The following is an 18,872-nucleotide window of genomic DNA, read 5'->3' as shown; positions in this document are numbered from 1 at the left end:
GCGCGTATGTTTGATATAGTGATCAAAAACGGTCTGATCTGTGATGGCACGGGCGGACCAATCTATCTCGCAGATATGGGCATCACTGGCGACGTGATTACATATATCGGTGAAATTCCTCTGGCCGATGAGGTTGGGGAAGACTGCAAAGTCATCGATGCGGCGGGAAAGACTGTGACACCTGGTTTCATCGATCCGCATACCCATGTGGATCAATCCATTCTCACAGCACCGACAATGGAACCTTATTTAAAACAAGGGGTGACCACTGTGGTAACAGGAAATTGCGGTTACGGCATGGCGCCGCAGGGCGAAGAAGTCTTCTATTGTTCGGACCTGGACCAGGAATTTCTAAATCTGGCGGGAGCAGATCCCTTTGCGCTGTTGTCTCTGCTCTTTGACAGAGAGAAAGCTGCTGACGCCTACGAAAAGCGATACGGCGTGCGGTTGGATTGGAGGAGCTTTGATGAATTTAATCAAAAATGCGATTCGCTGCCACTAGGCGGCAATCTGGCGCCTTTGATCGGCTACAGCGCCGTGAGAACTGCTGTCATGGGCAGAGATTGCCAGCGGCAGGCGACCGAAAACGAAATTGCCGCTTTAGAATCTGTCATTCAGGACTGCATGGAAGCGGGAGCCTTTGGCATTTCAACGGGCAGGGACCCTATGTATATTCCCGGCCCCTTTGCGTCAGATGACGAAATGAACAGAATGCTGCAGATCGTCGCTCGGTATGAGGGAATCTTCGCAAGCCATACCTTCAACTGCAATGGACTGGGTCAGCCTGACCGGCTCGGCGGTTATGCGGAAATGGTCAGACAGGCGGAGGAGACGGCTATCAAAATGAATATTTCTCATGTCCATGTCATGAATATGGCTGAGGACGCGGCAGGGGCTGTAAAAGCGGCTCGAAAGACGCTGGATTATTTTAAGGGGCTCGCCGCTTCGGGGGTAGACTTGAGTTATGATGTCATACCCAGTGCAGCTTGTTCTGACTATACCTTGACGTCCTGCGGCTATTATCTGAGCCCTTTGGTGCTGCTGGCTGGGACGAGAAAAAAACTGGGGGAATTGTTTCAGCAGAAAGCTTTCCGCCGGCGAGTACACGAGATCGTGAAGAAAGGAAAGATGCCGATTCTGGATGAAAATTCCGATACCTGCTGGCTGGGGGAACTTTTGATTACAAAGCATGTGAACCCGGCCTATGTTGGGCAATATTTACACCACTGTGCTGAAAAACGCGGTCTTTCACCTCTCGATGAATTGATGGCAGTATTTGCGGAAGACCCTGATATGACAGCAGATTTGACAGCGCCGGACTTTCAGCAGAGCGTGGATCTTCTATGCAGCAGCGAGATTGCCATGCCGTGTTCCGATGGCAGCAGCTACAGCAAGGATACCAACCTCAGCGGCAATGCAGAAATCGAAATTTACCCCAACAGCATGAACATCAGCTATATTCCGCGCTATTTAAACCGTTATGGGAAGAAAGATTTTGCGAAGGCGGTGTACCAGGCCAGCGGTTTTGTGGCGCAGCGGTTCGGAATCGAGAAAAGAGGTGTGATTAAAGAGGGCAGCTTTGCGGATCTGGTTATCATGGACCGAACTTTGCTTCACAGCTTTGATGAGGCGGAGAACCCGCTGCAGGACCCAGAGGGGATTTTATACGTGTTGGTTAACGGGCAGATTGCCCTAGAGAATAATATTCTGATAGAGAAAGCAGCCGGCAGGGTGCTGCGTAAAAAGTAAGGAAGAGGTGATGAAAATGGACAGCAGAATCACAGCACTGTCCAGGCAGCTGACGGAATATTCCTGTGATCTTAAGGCTGGGGAACGAGTGCTGATAGAATATGAGGGACGAGAATCCCTGCCTTTGGTGCGGCAGCTGATCAAGGATGTGTATCGTCTTGGCGGCAGACCTTTTGTTTTGGCCAGGGAGGACAGTGTGCTGAGAGAGATTTTGATGGAGGCGGATGCGGAACAGATGAAGCTGCTCTTTGACTGGGAGCTGGCACAGATGGAAGCCATGGACGCCTATATCGGCATCAGAGGGAATGCGAACATTGCAGAGCTGGCCGATGTGCCGACGAAACAGATGAGCCTTTATTATAAATTGAGCCAGCCTGTAGTTGAACGCAGGGTCTATGAGACAAAGTGGATCATACTCCGCTATCCTAATGCCTCCATGGCACAGCTGGCCGGCAGAAGTCAAGAGAGCTTCGAACGGTTTTTCTTTGATGTGTGTACCATGGATTATGGGAAGATGAGCCGTGCCATGGATGCATTGGTGGATTTGATGAACAGAACGGATCGGGTCAGAATCAAAGGGCCGAGTACAGATTTGACCTTTTCTATCAAAGGAATTCCCGCTGTCAAATGTGACGGCAGAATGAATCTTCCAGACGGGGAGGTTTATACTGCGCCGGTAAAGAATTCGGTGAACGGTTTCATCCGCTATAATGCCTGCAGTGAAATGCTAGGATTCACTTATGAAAACGTGCAATTCGAGGTGGAAAACGGGCGCATTGTCAAGGCCGAAGCCAACGACACAGAGCGGATTAACGCCCTCCTGGACACCGACGAAGGGGCGCGCTTCTTCGGTGAATTTGCCATCGGCGTCAATCCGTTTGTGCTGGAACCGATGAAAGACATCCTCTTTGATGAGAAAATCTGCGGCAGTTTTCATCTGACACCGGGAGAGGCTTACGAGGACGCTGACAACGGCAATCGATCAGCGGTGCACTGGGATTTAGTGATGATGCAGCGGGCAGAATATGGGGGCGGGGAAATCTGGTTTGACGATATGCTCATCCGCAAAGACGGACTTTTTGTCTGCCCGGAACTGAAACCCCTGAATCCGGAGAACTTGCTTTAGCGCACGTATTTGTTTTCCCACTTATGTCCGCGGTACCGCAGGACGAAGATGACGATGCGCACGATCCAGTCGATGAACATGGCCATCCAGATGCCGAGGACGCCGAATCCTAGGTTCTTGGCTAAGAGGACGCCGGCGGCGATACGGAAGAGCCACATGGAGGCGACAGCTGCGCCCATGACAAAGGTAGTGTCGCCGGCAGCTTTCAGGGTCTGCGGCAGGGTGAAGGACAGAGGCCAGAGGAGAATGCCCAATCCTCCGTGCATCCAGAGAATCAGCTTGGCCAGATGGGAAGCTTCATCAGAGACGTTGTACAGATTGATCACCAGCGGCAGAATCAAGAAGATCACCGCATTGATGGCAAGCATGGACAGATAAGACCACTTGAGCAGTTTCTTGGTGTAGAATCTGGCACTGTCAAAGTCCTTGGCACCGACACATTGGCTGACCACGGTAATCATGCCCACCCCGATGGCCTGGGCTGGCAGAATCTGAAAAGTGGCCATGGAGTTGCCGATGGCATTTGCTGCGATAGAGGCGGTGCCAAAGGCCGAAACCACGCTGAGAAGCATAATTTTCCCCAGGTGAAAGAGACTGCTCTCCAGCCCGCTGGGCACGCCCAGTTTTAATATTGTTTTGACGATATGTCCCTCCAAGCGGCAGCGGAACGGCTTGCTGATATGGAGGGTATATTTTTCGTTGCGCAAGAGCCAGACCACGGCGATGGCACCGATGATTCTTGAGGCCAGGGTGGGAATGGCTACGCCTTCGACACCCATGTGGAAGCCGAAGATCAAAAGGGCGTTTCCGCCTACGTTGATGATATTCATACCGATGGAAATCCGCATGGAGACAGAGGAGTTGCCCATGACACGGAAGAGGGCAGCACCGGCATTGTAGAGAGCGATAAAAGGAATCGACGCTTCTACGATGATGAAATAGGTATTGGCGTGGTTCATGACCTCCTGGTCGATGTTGCCAAAGAGACCGTGGAGGATGAAATACTTTGTCATATATAAAACGGCGGTCAGTCCCGCAGCCAGCAGGACGATGAATACCAAAAGCTGCTCGGCCGATTCGTTGGCTTTTTTCAAGTCGCGGCTGCCGATAAACTGCCCGCAGACGACAGCGCCGCCTGTTGCCAGGGCTGCAAAACCGTAAAAGACAAGGGTATTGATGGAGTCCACCAGGGATACTGCTGATACAGCAGCTTCGCCTACACTTGCCACCATGATCGAGTCAGCCAGGCCTACTGTGATTGCGAGGAACTGCTCGATGATCAAGGGCAGGATTAAGCTGAATAGTCGTTTATTTGTAAAATTTATTGTCAGTTCGTTCAAAAGTTCCACCACCTTGTAATTATTAACAGAAATATTTTATCATATCTGTCAAGTGTGATATAATTATTTTGCATATCAGGAATTAGAAAAGAATTGAGAGACGAGTTTTATGGAACGTAGTAATGAGCGGCAGTTTAGTAAGAGATGCTTTCGCAAGATGGTGATACTTTGTATGATGCTACTCCTCGTGATACCTGTCCAGGCTGCAGGGGCAGAGAAAGAAAGTGGTGATGCGGTGAACATTATTTTTGATATAGGAAAAAATACAGAAATAATGGTATATGAAACCCCGAATGGATCTGGCAAGGCGAGAGAATTGAAGGACAAGCAGTTTATATTTGAAAATGCAGAGGTGGGTGATGTATTCAGCTATAAGGCGTCTGCACCGGGATGCTATACGGTGACGGCAGCTGTTGCAATCGGAGAAGAAGATGTCGCCAAAGAAACAAAACTGGTGACGGTTCATTTGCAGCAGAGGACAGGCGGCGATTATGAACCTGGGCAGATTTTTCGCTGGAGCGATGAAATTGAAAACACCTTGTTTGCAGTGAAAGACCTGCAGGACGTAGACGCCGGCGTTTTGGATACGCCTGCTTTTACCGCAGGCAGACAGGGTCATAAGTTTACGACCCAGAAAGAGTCCATCGCTTATCTGCAGAGTTTGGATCAACAAAATGAAAAGGCTTACCTCTATTTCCTCGATGAAAAAAAGTCCTGGCCAGTGATGATTTTTACAGAGGTGGATTTGACCCATTATGAGGATCTCGAAGGTGCCTTACAGGCTCTGGCACGAGAGGATCACCTGAAAGTCATGTATCAGGCGCAGATTCATGGAAATGAACCGGCGGCAGGTGAGGCCGCTTTGGCGGCAGCAAAGCCCCTTGCGCAGGGGAAAACTGATCTGCAGAATATGGATGTTATTGTAATCCCTTTTGCAAATCAATATGGTGCGAAGCGTTTTACCCGTTATGGAAATAATCGAAAACTAAACTTGAACAGAGATGGATTGCAGCTGCAGTCAGCCGTTACAGAGAAACTCCATTGGCTGTATGGCAAGCTGATGCCGGAGATTTTTATAGATGGCCATGAATTCAGTGGAAAGACTGCCTTTGTCGGAAATGAGAAGGGACGTTATTTCTTAAAATGTCTCGATGACATTCAGATTACCTGCGTCAATAACCTAAATCGGGATAGCGGCATTTTTCCCGAAGAAGAAGCAATGATGCGCAATACCATAGGACAACTGCAGAAAAAAGGGTTCAGAGCTTTTTTTTATGACCTGTCCTGCGATAATACTACATCCTGCAGTTATGCCAGGCTGCGAAATTCCCTCGCTTTTCTGGTGGAATCAAACGGCATTCATTTAGGAAAACAACACTTTGACAGAAGGGTATTATCTCACAGAGAGGCCGTGCTTTCTATTTTGCGACAGGCGGCAGAAGATGCAGATTCCATTAGGCGAAAGGTGGAAGATGCCAGAGCGGCAATGGTCCAAAAAGGAAAAAACTATTCTGCTGCAGACAAATTTGTGCTGTCCCACGATTCATCCGGGCGAGATGGTCTGACAGTGCTGAGACCGTCCTTTGATTTCCTCGGAGAATATGTGGGTGATCCGGAAAAAACAGATATAAGCTATAATATAGATATTTCCGTAAAAAGCAGAACCAGGCCTACTGCGTATATCATACCGAAGGATGCAGAGGGAGCAAAAAAAGCGGCACAAGTTCTCAAGAACAATGGTGCAGCCTGTTTTGAACTGCAAGACGGTACAAAGGTTCCTGTAAACCAATATAGAGGAACATCGACGCAGGCGGTGACAGGAGCTGCAAAAAAAGTGTTATTTAAAGAAGGCGCGTACGTTTTTTACATGGATCAGGAACCGGCTAACATCATCTCTGCTTCATTGGAACCAGATGTCGCGGATACGCAAGAGTCAAAAGGTTCCTTCGTGCAGGCTGGACTGCTGAAGAAGCAGCGTTCTGGCGGCTATCCCATTTACAGATGTAAAATTGCAGATCCGCAGGAGAATCTGAAACTAAAGATTCTTTTCTCACCGACGGATAAAAGTGCCAGAAAGAGCGGCGAAGTCAGTTTCTCAGTTAAAGCAAAAGGTGGAAATCTTCGATATCAATGGTATTACAAAGGAAAAAACAGTAAGTCCTGGAAAAAGTCCGGAGCGGCGTCTGCTGCAAAGAGTACCTTGATTTTGCATAACACGATGAAAAGAAGAGGATACCGGTATCGATGTGTCGTATCCAATGGATTGATAGAAGTTTATTCAGGAGAGGCAAGGCTGAAGTAAAAACTTAGTTAAAAAGGGATGTGCGTTACCTGCACATCCCTCGTTCGTTTTAATTGTATCTTATTTTCTCTTAAATTCTTTTGGTGTTACACAAGTTCCAGTCGCTCTGGCAACGACGATCGGCTCTTCTAAGAAATCAGCAGCGGATGCGTTGATGTCTTTTCTGGAAACGATGACTTTTCTAGCTTCGAACTTCATCTGTCTGGAAGTATTTCCAATCTTTGTGATTTCGCCGTAAGCTTCGATATAGTCTCCAGCGTATGTAGGAGCTAAGAATTCGATGTTGTCATAAGCGCAGAAAAGACCTTCGTCTCCGTCTAACTTGATTAAAAGTTCTGTCGCTACGTCTCCGAACAGGTGGACCATGTGCGCGCCATCCACTAATTCTCCGCCGTAATGTGCATCCTTTGCAGACATTCTCAGTCTAAGGGTTGATGTGATTTTTTCTTCCATGATAAAAATTCTCCTTTTCTATAATTAAAATTCTTTATAAGTAGTATAACTTTGAATTCGTTACCTGTAAATAATAATTGCAAAATATGTGCCAATGGGTTATCATTGAAATTACATAAAAAGTGAACCGAAATGTGTTCATACAAAAAGGAGCGAATCAAAAATGACCCGCAATTATGGGACGAACAGAGTCATGGAACCGCAGCACGTACTGCCTACCTCTGCCTGGCGTCTGGACAACAGCAGAAATATAGCGCCTGAAGAAATCAGGGTAGACATCAAACGGATACATATAGAACAGACCAGTTTTAAACAGATCTGCCTGGAAGCGGCCGACAACGACCAGCGCATTAAACAGAAAATCATGGACATCGTGATTAGAAGGGGGAAACTGCACAATCCTGTCACGGATACGGGCGGCCTGTTCTACGGTACCGTCTCTGAGGTGGGGAGAGAATATGACAACAAAAAAGGCTTCAAACCGGGAGAAGAAGTCGTTTGCAATGCATCCCTGGCCTCGGTGCCTATTTACATAGATAAAATCATATCTATCGACAGGGCCTTTGGCCAGATTGATATAGAAGGCTATGCGGTTCTTTACGACGAGGTGCCGCTGGTTCGCAAGCCGGAGGGTATTCCCATCAACCTGCTGCTCTTCGCGTTCAATGAATCGGGAACCCTGTACAGAATCAGCAATACAGCGGTTGGAAAGAAGAAGTTTTTGATCGTCGGAAATAACCTGCTTTCCAACCTGCTCTTCGGTTATGCTGTCAGAAAAGTGGCTCGAGAGGATGCGGAGGTGGTCTGTCTGTTGGACAGAAAGACGGACATCGTTCTCAAGGGACAGTCTATCAACGACTTGATTGCCAGGGTGTTCACGGAGGTACATTATGTGGACATCCTCAAGCCCATGGAATGCCTGTCAGGTCTTAACGCGGATTCGCTCTTCGATCTGTCTGTAAACTGTGCTGATATCCCGGGGGCAGAGACCATCAATATTTTGGCGACAAAGAGCGGAGGCACTGTAGTTTTTGCCAACCTGATCAACAACTACAACATCGCCTTGTACATCACAGAGTCTATATCCCGGCAGCTGGATATCCGCTGCGCAGACGGCTATTTGGAGGCTTATGACGAATTTGATATTGAAATCGTCAAGGATCTGATTCCCTACATCGAAAATGCAGTGGAGACGGACCCCTATGTGGATGATGATCCGTCATATCCTATCAATAGGGAAACGCGGCTGCTTGAGGCTTCAGGGCAGAGAAAGACCATGCTGGAGGATTTTGTCTGCGAAAGCCGGGCCATGGCGGCGGTGCTCAACGACATGCTGACTGTGGCAAAATACGACTGTAATGTTTTGATTACGGGAGATACGGGCGTCGGCAAAGAGAAGGTAGCGAATATCATCCATAAGAACAGCAACCGAAAGATGCAGCCTTTCATCAAGGTTAACTGTGCATCCATTTCGCCTACTTTGATTGAATCGGAATTCTTTGGTTATGAGCGAGGCGCTTTTACCGGTGCCAATTCCAATGGGAAGAAGGGATACTTTGAACTGGCGGACAATGGCGCCATCTTTCTGGATGAAATCGGGGAATTGCAGCAGGACATGCAGGCGAAACTCTTACGTGTGATTCAGGATGGCGAATTTTTCAGAGTCGGGGGTACGACGCCCATCAAAACCAACGTGAGAATTCTATCCGCTACCAATCGCGACCTGGAAGATTTGATTCAAGAGGACAAATTCAGACGGGACTTATATTACCGGCTCAACGTGGTGAGAATGCGCGTGCCCAACCTGCGGGAGCGGACGGGAGACATCCCTGCGCTGGTCAACCATTTTATCAAGAAATACAGTGACAAATTTGAAATTCAGAGAAAAATTGACGACGATGCTGTCGAATACCTGAAGCAATGCGAGTGGCCGGGCAACATCAGGGAATTGGAAAACGTAGTGCAGCGGCTGATGATTTCGGCAAAGGGAGAACAGATTACGTTATTGGATGTCATGAGGGAGCTGCACGCAGAAGTTTTCGAGAACACCAGTCCTGAAGCCGCTGCCAACGCAGATGAAGAGGGACGGGCTTTGGACTTGGAAAAAATGGTGGAAAACTTCGAAAAAAACATCATCAAACATGCCTGCGAAAAGTACGGCTCTACCCGAAAAGTGGCGAAAGCCATTGGAATCAGCCAGACACAGCTAGTCAGAAAAAAGAAGAAATACGAGATTTAAAACGAATGAACCGAATTTGGTTCGATAGAAATATGCGTGAACATAAAACGGTTCGAATCTGAGATTTGATTTAGAAAAACCCATTGGAAACAGTGGGTTTTTATTTTGGCACGCTATTTGCTATAGTGTAAATCGACGAAAATTTACATACATTGAGGAGGAAACACACATGCAGAACATGGAATACAGAAAAGGTGATCCATTTGGCACACACAGAGTTATCAGTCCGGAGGGCGTGCTTCCACAACCAGCAGACGTAATTGACAACACGATGGAAATTTACGACAACGAAGTGCTGATCGACGTGCAGACTTTAAACGTGGATTCGGCTTCGTTTACTGAAATAGAAAAGAGAGCGGATGGTGATGTTGAAGAAATCAAAAACATCATGATGGGCATCGTCGAGAAGACGGGAAAACATAAAAATCCGTGGACTGGATCTGGCGGCATGCTGATTGGAAGCGTTGCAGAGGTCGGACCGAGCTATGACGGAGATCTGAAGGTGGGGGACAGAATTGCTACATTAGTATCTCTATCCTTGACACCCCTGAGAATCGATGAAATTGTCGAAGTGAGAAAGGATATCGACCAGGTGGATATCAAGGGCCAGGCAATCTTGTTCGAAAGCGGCATCTATTCTATTCTGCCGGATGACATCCCGCAGAATCTGGCTCTCTCGGTTCTTGATGTCGCAGGTGCACCTGCGCAGACTGCGAAAATTGTTGAACCTGGCGATACTGTAGTAGTTTTAGGCGGCGGCGGAAAATCCGGCATGCTCTGTTGCTATCAGGCGAAGAAAGAGGCAGGCGTCAACGGAAAGGTCATCTGCGTCGATGGATTTGAAAGCTCCATCGAAAGAGCGAAGGGCGTAGATGTGGCGGATGAATACCTGGTGGCAAACGCGACGGATGCGGTTGGACTGTACAGGGAAGTCGCCAGACTGACGGAGGACAAATTGGCTGACGTCGTAATTAATGTAGTCAATATACCGAATACGGAGATGGCTTCTATCATGGCCTGCAAGGATAATGGCATGGTATATTTCTTCTCCATGGCATCTGATTTTACCAAGGCGGCACTGGGCGCAGAGGGCGTGGGCAAAGACGTCAACATGCTGATCGGTAACGGCTACACGAAAGGACATGCAAATGTCGCTCTCCAGGTTCTGAGAGAGGATGATAAATTAAGAGACCTTTTCGCGCAGCTTTATGCGTAATATACCTCTATCATTCGGGCTGAATTAAAATCGGTTCAGCCCGAAATGAAATTGAACACATTTCGGTTCGGTTGTTATTTTTTTGATAATCACACAAATCACACGAATGTAACTGTAGACACCATATGGTTCAGAGGCTTATAATGAGGATTAGTTATTGGATATGCGCACGCATAAATTAAAAGTTAAAATATTTTTCTAGGAGGATGATTATTATGAAAAAAGGATGCCCTTACGGAACACACAGAGTTATTTCACCAAAAGGTGTTTTACCTCAGCCGGCAGATGTAATTGACAACACAATGGAAATCTACGACAACGAAGTATTGATTGACGTTAAAACTTTGAACATCGACTCAGCTTCTTTTACAGAAATTGAAAGAAGAGCTGGCGGTGACGTTGAAGAAATCAAAAAGACTATGCTTGGCATCGTTGCTAAAGCTGGTAAACATAAGAATCCTTGGACTGGATCCGGCGGAATGCTGATCGGTACTGTTAAGGAAATCGGACCTGCTTACGTAGGCGACCTGAAAGTTGGAGACAAAATCGCTACATTAGTATCCCTGTCCCTGACTCCGTTAGTAATCGAAGAAATCTTAGAAGTCAGACCAGAAATCGACCAGGTAGACATCAAGGGTCAGGCAATCCTGTTCCAGAGCGGAATCTATGCGAAACTTCCAGAAGATATGCCAGAAGGACTCGCTCTTTCCGCATTAGACGTAGCTGGAGCACCTGCACAGACTGCAAAACTGGTGAAACCAGGACAGACCGTTCTCGTTATCGGCGGCGGCGGAAAATCCGGACTGCTGTGCTTATACGAGGCAAAGAAGAGAGCTGGCGTAACTGGTAAAGTTATCTGCGCTGCAGGTTCACAGAAATCAGAAGACAGAGCTAGAAAGTTAGACTTAGCTGACGAATACTTCCACCTGGATGCAACAGATGCAGTTGGAATGTACAACAAAATTATGGAACTGACTGACGGCGAACTCTGTGACATCGTTATCAACAACGTAAACATCGAAAATACAGAAATGGCTTCTATCCTCGCTTGCAAGGATGATGGTCTTGTATACTTCTTCTCCATGGCAACAAGCTTCACAAAGGCTGCCCTGGGAGCAGAAGGTGTAGGTAAAGACGTAAACATGATTATCGGTAATGGATACACCAAGGGACACGCTGCAATCACTCTTCAGTGCCTGAGAGAGCACGAAGGTCTGAGAAACTTATTCGCAGAAATGTACGCATAGTCGTATAATGGCGTTTAACTGCTGACACATACTTATGCCACGGCTTCTTACGGGAGGCTGTGGCGCATCTTATGCAAATCTGTTTGAATCCAAAGAATCAAACACACAGCCGCGAGCTGTTTGAATAATACAAAATCAAAAAATAATCATACGACGAAATCGTAAATTAAGGAGATTTATTATGGCAATTAGAAATTGGAAGGATATTCCTCTATTCAAAGATGTAACAGATGAACAGTGGAATGACTGGCATTGGCAGGTTTCCCACAGACTTTCAACCGTAGAAGACATCGCACAGGTTGTAAATCTGACTGAACAGGAAAAAGCTGATATCGAGAAAGTAATCGGTGGATTCAGAGTTGGAATCACTCCATATTACGCTTCCCTGATGGATCCAGATGATCCTAGATGTCCGGTAAGAATGCAGGCAGTACCTACTCTGGCTGAAATGCACAGATCAGAAGCTGACGATGCTGACCCTCTTCACGAGGACGCTGACTCTCCGGCTCCAGGACTGACGCACAGATATCCAGACAGAGTTTTATTCCTGATCACTGACCAGTGCTCCATGTATTGTCGTCACTGCACAAGAAGAAGATTAGCGGGTGAAACTGACGGAGCTAGATCAAGAGAAGACATCGATGCATGTATCGAATACATCAGAAAGACACCAGTTGTAAGAGACGTTCTTCTTTCCGGCGGTGACTGCTTATGTGTTGAAGACGATACATTAGAATACATCATCAGCGAACTGAGAAAGATTGACCATGTTGAAATCGTAAGATTAGGTTCAAGAACACCAGTTGTTATGCCTATGAGAATCACTGACGATCTGGTCAACATGCTGAAGAAGTATCATCCAATCTGGCTGAACACACACTTCAACCATCCAAAGGAAATGACTGCAGATGCTGCTGAAGCTTGCAGAAAGCTAGCTGACGCTGGTATTCCTCTAGGAAACCAGTCCGTACTGCTCAGAGGTGTTAACGACTGTAAGCACATCATGAGAGACCTGGTTCAGATTCTGGTAAAGAACAGAGTAAGACCTTACTACATCTACATCTGTGACCTGTCAGTTGGTATCGAGCACTTCAGAACAACTGTTGCAAAGGGAATCGAAATCATCGAAGGTCTGAGAGGACACACTTCAGGTTATGCAGTACCTACATTTGTAGTTGACGCTCCTGGTGGCGGCGGAAAGACTCCGGTTATGCCGCAGTACATCATCTCAGAAACTCCTGATAAGGTCATCCTGAGAAACTACGAAGGTGTTATCACTACATATACACAGCCTCGTCTGCCAGATCTGAAATGCACTTGCGATTACTGCACAGGCAAGAAGACTTACAAATATCAGGGTGTATCAGCGCTTGGTGAAGGACTTCAGATTAAATCAATGGAGCCAGCGAACCTGCTGAGACACGAAAGAAATAAACACGAATAAAGCATATGCAATAGGGGGGCCTTCTGACAACCCAGTCCACTTACGTGGATTGGGTTAGGTCTCCGGTCGTAAACGTCAACATGCTGAAGCCTGGACGTTCTGACGGGGGACCTGCCGACAATTTCTTTCAGAAATTGGGTTAGGTCTCCCTATCACTATCAAACGAAGGATTTTATTATGGGTTTACTCTACGATTTATCAACAAAATATAAGACATTGTCTATCGTTGGAATGGCCAAGAACGCGGGAAAAACTACAGCCCTCAACTATCTGATAGAGGAGGCTGACGACGAAGGCATCAGGCTTGGAATCACTTCTACGGGAAGAGATGGCGAGACCCAGGATTTAGTTACAGGAACGGAGAAGCCGAAGGTGTATCTCTATGAAGACACTGTGGTCTCTGTACCGACGCAGCTCTATGACCTGGCGGATGCAGGTCTGGAAATCGTAAAGAAATCGGACTACAGGACTTCCATCGGAGATTTGCTTCTCTGCAGAGTGGCTGACAGCGGTTATGTTCAGATTGCAGGTCCGGTAGCTACGGCGCATACCAAGAAGATGTGTCAGGAGATGTTCGAGATGGGCTGTGAATTGATTCTGATTGACGGTGCAATCGATCGGAAATCTATCGCTTCGCCTGAAACCTCCGATGCCATCATCCTCTCCACAGGTGCAGTCTTGTCGCGAAATCTGAAAAAGGTCATCGAGGATACGGCTCACATCGTGGAGCTTTACAGTCTGCCCGAATTGGAAGACTGCAAGGCGCGCCAGCTGATTACAGAACATATGGATGAAGAGCGTATCATGGTCATCAAAGGAGACTGGGTGGAAATTCTTGATTTGACTACAGGATTGGGTTCCAGCCGCTTTATCGATGAGGCGATCGACGATGACACGGACTATGTATATATTCCGGGCGCTTTTACAAATAGTGTGATTGCGGATATCAACCCGAGTAAACTGAAGAGGGTAAACTTTGTGCTCAAAGATCCGACGAAGATTTTTATCAATCAAATGGACTGGGGACAGCTTCGTAAGAAAAAGTTTAAAGTGAGCGTCATGAAAAATATCAAAGTAGCAGCAGTCACCGTGAATCCCATAGCGCCAAGCGGATATTCTTTTGACCATCAGGTGTTGAGGGATGCTATGCAGAAAGCGCTTGCAGATATTCCGGTTATCGACGTTAGAATATAAACAGGAGGGGCGTTTATGAAACATGGAAGCAACAGACGACTTGCAAATGTAAAGACGAGATCCGAAACAGGTCTTGATTATGTGATGTCGCAGATTGACCTTAACACTCCTTTTGGTAAGAATATATTAAAAGAAACAAAACCCTTTTTTCCGGGAGAAGAAGAGGAACTGAGAAGAGAACTGGACAAGGTGGAGGACATGATTTGCTTTGCCAGGGAAAATCAGAAGTCAGTCAATATGCTCTCTGAAGCTTTCATGGAAATAAAGGATACGACATATACCATTGAGCGAAGCGGCAGAAATGCCCTGTCCGTAGTAGAATTATACGAAATAAAGACACTGCTTTTGATGATGCGGAAGATCGAACAGATCTGCAGCCAGACGAAAACAGCGGTGCCGCAGGAGTTTATTCTGGAGCCTACAGAGGCGCTGCTTGACGTACTTGACCCCAATAAAGACAGACTCAACACCTTTTATATCTACGACGAGTTTTCCGAGAAGCTGAAAGAGATGCGGAAGGAAAAACACGGCATCGAAATTACCATCAGGAAACAGCAGAAAGCAAGAAAAGAAGAAATCAGAAAAGAATACGGCATCGTTTTGACGCCTAAATTTGACTGTGCTGTTTCTAAGTCAGCGGGCGAATTAGAAAAGTATCGGTCCGTGCCCGATTTAGAGCAGGTGGACGAAGACTACATGACCGTGACCTTTCAGTTGAAGCCAGGCGAAGCTGTTTATCAGTTGACGCAGAAGATGGAGGATTTGACGACGAAGATCGAAGAAGAAGAGGCTGTCGTTAGGCAGAACCTTTCTCTGAAGATTGCGGAATTTGCGGAGATATTGAAATCCAACTGCCATAAGATCGGCTGTCTGGATGTGGCAGTGGGGAAAGCGCTCTATGCCATCAAACATGCCTGCGTCAAGCCGGAAATCGTGACAGACCATATGATTGTCATTGAAGAGGGCAGACACCTGAAGGTGGAAGATGTGTTGAAATCCAAAGGCAAGGAATATTGCCCGGTGAGCATTTCACTTGTTGACGGAGTGACCTGTATCACAGGCGCCAACATGGGCGGGAAGACAATTTCCCTCAAATTGGCCGGTCTGATACCGATTTTGGCACAATACGGTTTTTTTGTTCCATGTAAATATGCAAAGGTCGGACTTTCTAACTACATGCAGATTCTCATCGGAGACAGCCAGTCGGTGGAAAGAGGCCTTTCCAGCTTTGGCAGTGAGATGGAGGAACTGAAAGAAATCCTCGATCACAGCGAGGAACGTTCTCTGCTTCTCATCGACGAGATTGCCAGCGGAACCAATCCGGTCGAAGGCCTTGCCCTGACCAGGAGCTTGGTGGATTATCTGAGAGAAAAACCGTATATCACCCTCATTACTACGCATTTTGAAGCGGTCACCGAAGCAGTCGGCGTCAAGAATATGCAGGTCAGAGGTTTGTCAGACGTGGATTTTAGAAGGCTTGACAGCGAACTTCGATATGCCAATAGAAAAGAACGAATCAATATCATATCAAAGTATATGGACTACAGACTATATACAGTAGAACAACAAGGACAAATACCAAAAGATGCGCTGAACATCGCAAAGATGTTGGGGATCAATAAAGAAATTATTGATGGAGCACAAAAATACATTAAGTAAGGAGAGAGAAAAGGATGAAAAGCAAATTAAATCTTGACCCAAAGGTAGTAGATAGTGCTCGTTCTCATGCTGCCAACATTGCACATGACATGCAAGAGTTTATCGACAGACACACCACTGTCAGCACAGAGAGAACGATTCTGAGACTTTTGGGGATTGACGGCGTGGACGACGTTGAAAATCCACTTCCAAACGTTGTAGTTGACCAGATCAAAGAAGCAGGCGGTCTCCCTAGAGGAGTCGGTTATTGGATTGGAAACGCCATGGTTCAGACCGGTAAGACGCCGCAGGAAATCGCTGAAGAGATGGCTGCAGGCAAGCTGGATGTTACAAAGCTTCCTACTTGTTCCGCAGAAGAAGCTGAGGCTGCAATCATGCCGAAGGTTCACGAAGCGCTGAAGAAAATCAAAGAACAGTCTGCAAAGAGACTTGAATTAATCGATAGATTGGGAGAGGGCGCACAGCCTTATCTGTACGTAATCGTAGCGACTGGAAACATCTATGAAGACGTTGTACAGGCGCAGGCGGCTGCAAGACAGGGCGCTGACATCATTGCAGTTATCAGAACGACTGCCCAGTCCCTGCTTGACTACGTACCTTACGGCCCTACGACAGAAGGCTTTGGCGGTACTTATGCGACACAGGAGAACTTCAGAATCATGAGAAAAGCCCTGGACGAAGTCGGTGAAGAAGTAGGCAGATACATCAGATTATGTAACTATTCATCCGGTATGTGTATGCCTGAAATCGCTGCCATGGGTGCATTAGAGAGACTGGACGTCATGCTCAACGACGCAATATACGGCATTTTGTTCAGAGACATCAACATGCAGAGAACTCTGGTTGACCAGTATATGAGCCGTGTCATCATCGGCTATTGCGGCATCATCTTTAACTCTGGAGAAGACAACTATCTGACCACAGACGATGCTTATGAAGCTGCACACACAGTCACTGCATCCCAGTTCATCAACGAGCAGTTTGCGGTTCTGGCTAACATCAAAGAAGAGCAGATGGGTCTTGGACACGCATTCGAGATGGATCCGAACATGGAAAATGGTTTCCTCTACGAACTTTCACAGGCTATCATGGCTAGAGAAATCTTCCCGAAGGCAAGCCTCAAGTACATGCCGCCTACAAAGTTCATGACTGGAAATATCTTTAAGGGACACATTCAGGATGCACTCTTTAACCTGGTATCCATCTGGTCAGGTCAGTCACTGCAGTTACTGGGCATGATGACAGAAGCGATCCACACTCCACATATGCAGGATAGATATTTATCTATTGAAAATGCACAGTACATCTTTAACAACTGTAAGGATCTGGGTTCCGAAGTGGAATTCAAGCAGGACGGAATCATTCAGAAGAGAGCACAGGATGTTCTTGGAAAAGCTGACGAACTACTTGCAGAAGTTGAAAAAGACGGCCTGTTTGCTACAATCGAAGCAGGTAAATTCGGCGGCGTCAAGAGACCGAAAGACGGCGGTCATGGCTTAGACGGCGTTTGTGCGAAGGATGATATGTATTTCAATCCGTTTATCCCACTTATGCTCGGAGGTGAAGAATAATGACAACAGAATGCAAAGCAACTAGCAACGTAGATTTAACAAAAGTGAAGCCTTATGGCGATACCTTAAACGACGGAATGACAGAAATGTCTTTTACTCTTCCAGTACCTTACAGTGAAGAGGCGGAAGAAGCTGCGAAGCAGCTGGTAAAAAAGATCGGTTTTGATGAACCGAACGTTACTTACTATAAGGAACTCTGCCCTGGATTTACTTTCTTCGTAGTATACGGAAAGATGCAGGCGACAGTTGACTTTACGGCAATCAAAGTTCCTAAGGTAGAAGGCACGACCATGGATAGAGTAGAGTGCGGAGATTGGATCGGCGAGCACATCGGCAGAGATATCGTAGTCGTAGGCGCTTCCATCGAATCCGATGCCCACACCGTAGGAATCGACGCCATCATCCAGATGAAGGGCTTCCACGGTCACTTCGGATTGGAAAGATTCAAGAATGTAGAGCCTTATAACATGGGTTCCCAGGTTCCTTGTGAACAGCTGATCGCAAAGGCGAAGGAAGTCAACGCCGATGCAATTCTGGTATCTCAGACTGTTACACAGAAGGACATCCACATCAAACAGCTGACGAAGATGGTAGAGCTGATGGAAGCAGAAGGTCTTCGTGACAAGATGATCCTCACTTGCGGCGGACCGAGAATTTCCCATGAGCTGGCGCAGGAATTAGGATATGACGCAGGTTTCGGCCCTGGAAAATATGCTGAGCACGTCATGAGTTATATCATGCAGGAAGTCGAAAAGAGAGGCTGGCAGGACAAAGCAAATATTGCTGATCGTTAATATGACGTAGTTTGCCGGGCGTTGATTTTCCATATTCAACGCCCATTGGTTGTGCTTACCAAAGGGTAACTCTTGCGGGATGTTTCCCCTTGGTGTATGATAATAGATAGATAGCAATTCTAAGAACGGCGCCCGGGCGCTGCGGATAGAAAAGAGTAATATTGAAAGAAAGGTGATTTTAAGCAATGATTAACAAAATCAAAACTGCTGACGAAGCAGTTGCAGGCATCAAAGACGGTATGACAATCATGGTCGGCGGATTCCTCGGAACAGGAACTCCAGAATGCCTGATCGATGCGCTGGTAAAAAAGGGCGTGAAGCATTTAACGGTAATCGGCAACGATGGAGGCCTTCCCGTCGGTACATATGGAGCAAAGACTGCCAGAGGCATCGGCAAGCTGCTGGAAGCAGGCATGGTGGACCACATCATCGCTTCCCACGTAGGCATGAACCCGCTGATCGGCGACGGCATGGTAGCCGGAACGCTCAAGTGCACACTGGTTCCGCAGGGAACCCTTGCTGAGAAGATCAGAGCTGC

General features: G+C 47.0%; 14 protein-coding genes. 12 read left to right on the top strand and 2 right to left on the bottom strand.

Annotation, left to right across the window (positions count from 1 at the left end; all coding sequences use genetic code 11):
- Positions 1 to 6: 6 nt before the first annotated feature.
- Positions 7 to 1,749, top strand: a complete 1,743-nt coding sequence (locus ACMQ5W_RS09265; protein ID WP_419024929.1) for an N-acyl-D-amino-acid deacylase family protein — start codon at positions 7 to 9, stop codon at positions 1,747 to 1,749.
- Positions 1,750 to 1,765: 16 nt separating this feature from the next.
- Positions 1,766 to 2,875, top strand: coding sequence for an aminopeptidase (locus ACMQ5W_RS09260; protein ID WP_419024928.1), 1,110 nt, complete (start codon positions 1,766 to 1,768; stop codon positions 2,873 to 2,875).
- Here ACMQ5W_RS09260 and ACMQ5W_RS09255 read toward each other — a convergent pair.
- Positions 2,872 to 4,215 carry an MATE family efflux transporter gene (locus tag ACMQ5W_RS09255; RefSeq protein WP_419024927.1) on the bottom strand — a complete coding sequence of 448 codons (1,344 nt, stop codon included), beginning with the start codon at positions 4,213 to 4,215 and terminating at the stop codon, positions 2,872 to 2,874. The two genes, ACMQ5W_RS09260 and ACMQ5W_RS09255, sit on opposite strands and share 4 nt — an antisense overlap.
- 109 nt (positions 4,216 to 4,324) lie before the next feature.
- On the opposite strand from ACMQ5W_RS09255, the gene ACMQ5W_RS09250 reads away from it, so the two are divergent.
- The gene (locus tag ACMQ5W_RS09250) at positions 4,325 to 6,517 is read left to right on the top strand and encodes a hypothetical protein (RefSeq protein WP_419024926.1); all 2,193 of its coding nucleotides are present in this window, start codon (positions 4,325 to 4,327) and stop codon (positions 6,515 to 6,517) included.
- A 60-nt stretch (positions 6,518 to 6,577) separates the two neighbouring features.
- Here the strand turns inward: ACMQ5W_RS09250 and ACMQ5W_RS09245 are convergent, their stop codons facing one another.
- Complete coding sequence (locus ACMQ5W_RS09245; RefSeq protein ID WP_197492882.1) at positions 6,578 to 6,958, bottom strand: hotdog fold domain-containing protein; 381 nt, start codon at positions 6,956 to 6,958, stop codon at positions 6,578 to 6,580.
- A 175-nt stretch (positions 6,959 to 7,133) separates the two neighbouring features.
- On the opposite strand from ACMQ5W_RS09245, the gene ACMQ5W_RS09240 reads away from it, so the two are divergent.
- The 9 genes from ACMQ5W_RS09240 to ACMQ5W_RS09200 all read left to right on the top strand — a co-directional run.
- The gene (locus ACMQ5W_RS09240; protein ID WP_148492724.1) at positions 7,134 to 9,209 is read left to right on the top strand and encodes a sigma-54 interaction domain-containing protein; all 2,076 of its coding nucleotides are present in this window, start codon (positions 7,134 to 7,136) and stop codon (positions 9,207 to 9,209) included.
- 169 nt (positions 9,210 to 9,378) lie between these two features.
- Positions 9,379 to 10,425 carry an L-erythro-3,5-diaminohexanoate dehydrogenase gene (locus ACMQ5W_RS09235; RefSeq protein ID WP_419024925.1) on the top strand — a complete coding sequence of 349 codons (1,047 nt, stop codon included), beginning with the start codon at positions 9,379 to 9,381 and terminating at the stop codon, positions 10,423 to 10,425.
- Between the two features lie 215 nt (positions 10,426 to 10,640).
- On the top strand, positions 10,641 to 11,672 hold the full coding sequence (locus ACMQ5W_RS09230) for an L-erythro-3,5-diaminohexanoate dehydrogenase (protein WP_419024924.1): 1,032 nt from the start codon (positions 10,641 to 10,643) through the stop codon (positions 11,670 to 11,672).
- Positions 11,673 to 11,853: 181 nt separating this feature from the next.
- Positions 11,854 to 13,116, top strand: a complete 1,263-nt coding sequence (gene ablA, locus ACMQ5W_RS09225) for a lysine 2,3-aminomutase (RefSeq protein WP_148492722.1) — start codon at positions 11,854 to 11,856, stop codon at positions 13,114 to 13,116.
- Between the two features lie 177 nt (positions 13,117 to 13,293).
- Complete coding sequence (locus ACMQ5W_RS09220) at positions 13,294 to 14,310, top strand: hypothetical protein (RefSeq protein ID WP_148492721.1); 1,017 nt, start codon at positions 13,294 to 13,296, stop codon at positions 14,308 to 14,310.
- 15 nt (positions 14,311 to 14,325) lie between these two features.
- Positions 14,326 to 15,969 (top strand): MutS-related protein, encoded by a 1,644-nt coding sequence (locus ACMQ5W_RS09215; RefSeq protein WP_419024923.1) that lies wholly within the window; start codon positions 14,326 to 14,328, stop codon positions 15,967 to 15,969.
- A gap of 14 nt (positions 15,970 to 15,983) precedes the next feature.
- On the top strand, positions 15,984 to 17,540 hold the full coding sequence (locus ACMQ5W_RS09210; protein WP_148492719.1) for a lysine 5,6-aminomutase subunit alpha: 1,557 nt from the start codon (positions 15,984 to 15,986) through the stop codon (positions 17,538 to 17,540).
- Positions 17,540 to 18,334, top strand: coding sequence for an OAM dimerization domain-containing protein (locus ACMQ5W_RS09205; RefSeq protein ID WP_148492718.1), 795 nt, complete (start codon positions 17,540 to 17,542; stop codon positions 18,332 to 18,334). The genes ACMQ5W_RS09210 and ACMQ5W_RS09205 overlap by 1 nt, the downstream gene beginning before the upstream one ends.
- A gap of 185 nt (positions 18,335 to 18,519) precedes the next feature.
- On the top strand, positions 18,520 to 18,872 hold a 353-nt coding region (locus ACMQ5W_RS09200), incomplete at its 3' end, for a CoA transferase subunit A (RefSeq protein ID WP_419024922.1).

The organism is Emergencia sp. (genome assembly GCF_048465375.1).
Lineage (GTDB): Bacteria > Bacillota > Clostridia > Peptostreptococcales > Anaerovoracaceae > Senimuribacter.
This window is presented reverse-complemented; position numbering and strand designations above follow the sequence as displayed.

What these genes read in the sequence shown, in the direction of transcription:
- ablA (WP_148492722.1), top strand. Translation starts at nt 11,854, where the DNA reads ATGGCAATTAGAAATTGGAAGGATATTCCTCTATTCAAAGATGTAACA.
- ACMQ5W_RS09235 (WP_419024925.1), top strand. Translation starts at nt 9,379, where the DNA reads ATGCAGAACATGGAATACAGAAAAGGTGATCCATTTGGCACACACAGA.
- ACMQ5W_RS09265 (WP_419024929.1), top strand. Translation starts at nt 7, where the DNA reads ATGTTTGATATAGTGATCAAAAACGGTCTGATCTGTGATGGCACGGGC.
- ACMQ5W_RS09210 (WP_148492719.1), top strand. Translation starts at nt 15,984, where the DNA reads ATGAAAAGCAAATTAAATCTTGACCCAAAGGTAGTAGATAGTGCTCGT.
- ACMQ5W_RS09250 (WP_419024926.1), top strand. Translation starts at nt 4,325, where the DNA reads ATGGAACGTAGTAATGAGCGGCAGTTTAGTAAGAGATGCTTTCGCAAG.
- ACMQ5W_RS09240 (WP_148492724.1), top strand. Translation starts at nt 7,134, where the DNA reads ATGACCCGCAATTATGGGACGAACAGAGTCATGGAACCGCAGCACGTA.
- ACMQ5W_RS09205 (WP_148492718.1), top strand. Translation starts at nt 17,540, where the DNA reads ATGACAACAGAATGCAAAGCAACTAGCAACGTAGATTTAACAAAAGTG.
- ACMQ5W_RS09215 (WP_419024923.1), top strand. Translation starts at nt 14,326, where the DNA reads ATGAAACATGGAAGCAACAGACGACTTGCAAATGTAAAGACGAGATCC.
- ACMQ5W_RS09260 (WP_419024928.1), top strand. Translation starts at nt 1,766, where the DNA reads ATGGACAGCAGAATCACAGCACTGTCCAGGCAGCTGACGGAATATTCC.
- ACMQ5W_RS09220 (WP_148492721.1), top strand. Translation starts at nt 13,294, where the DNA reads ATGGGTTTACTCTACGATTTATCAACAAAATATAAGACATTGTCTATC.
- ACMQ5W_RS09230 (WP_419024924.1), top strand. Translation starts at nt 10,641, where the DNA reads ATGAAAAAAGGATGCCCTTACGGAACACACAGAGTTATTTCACCAAAA.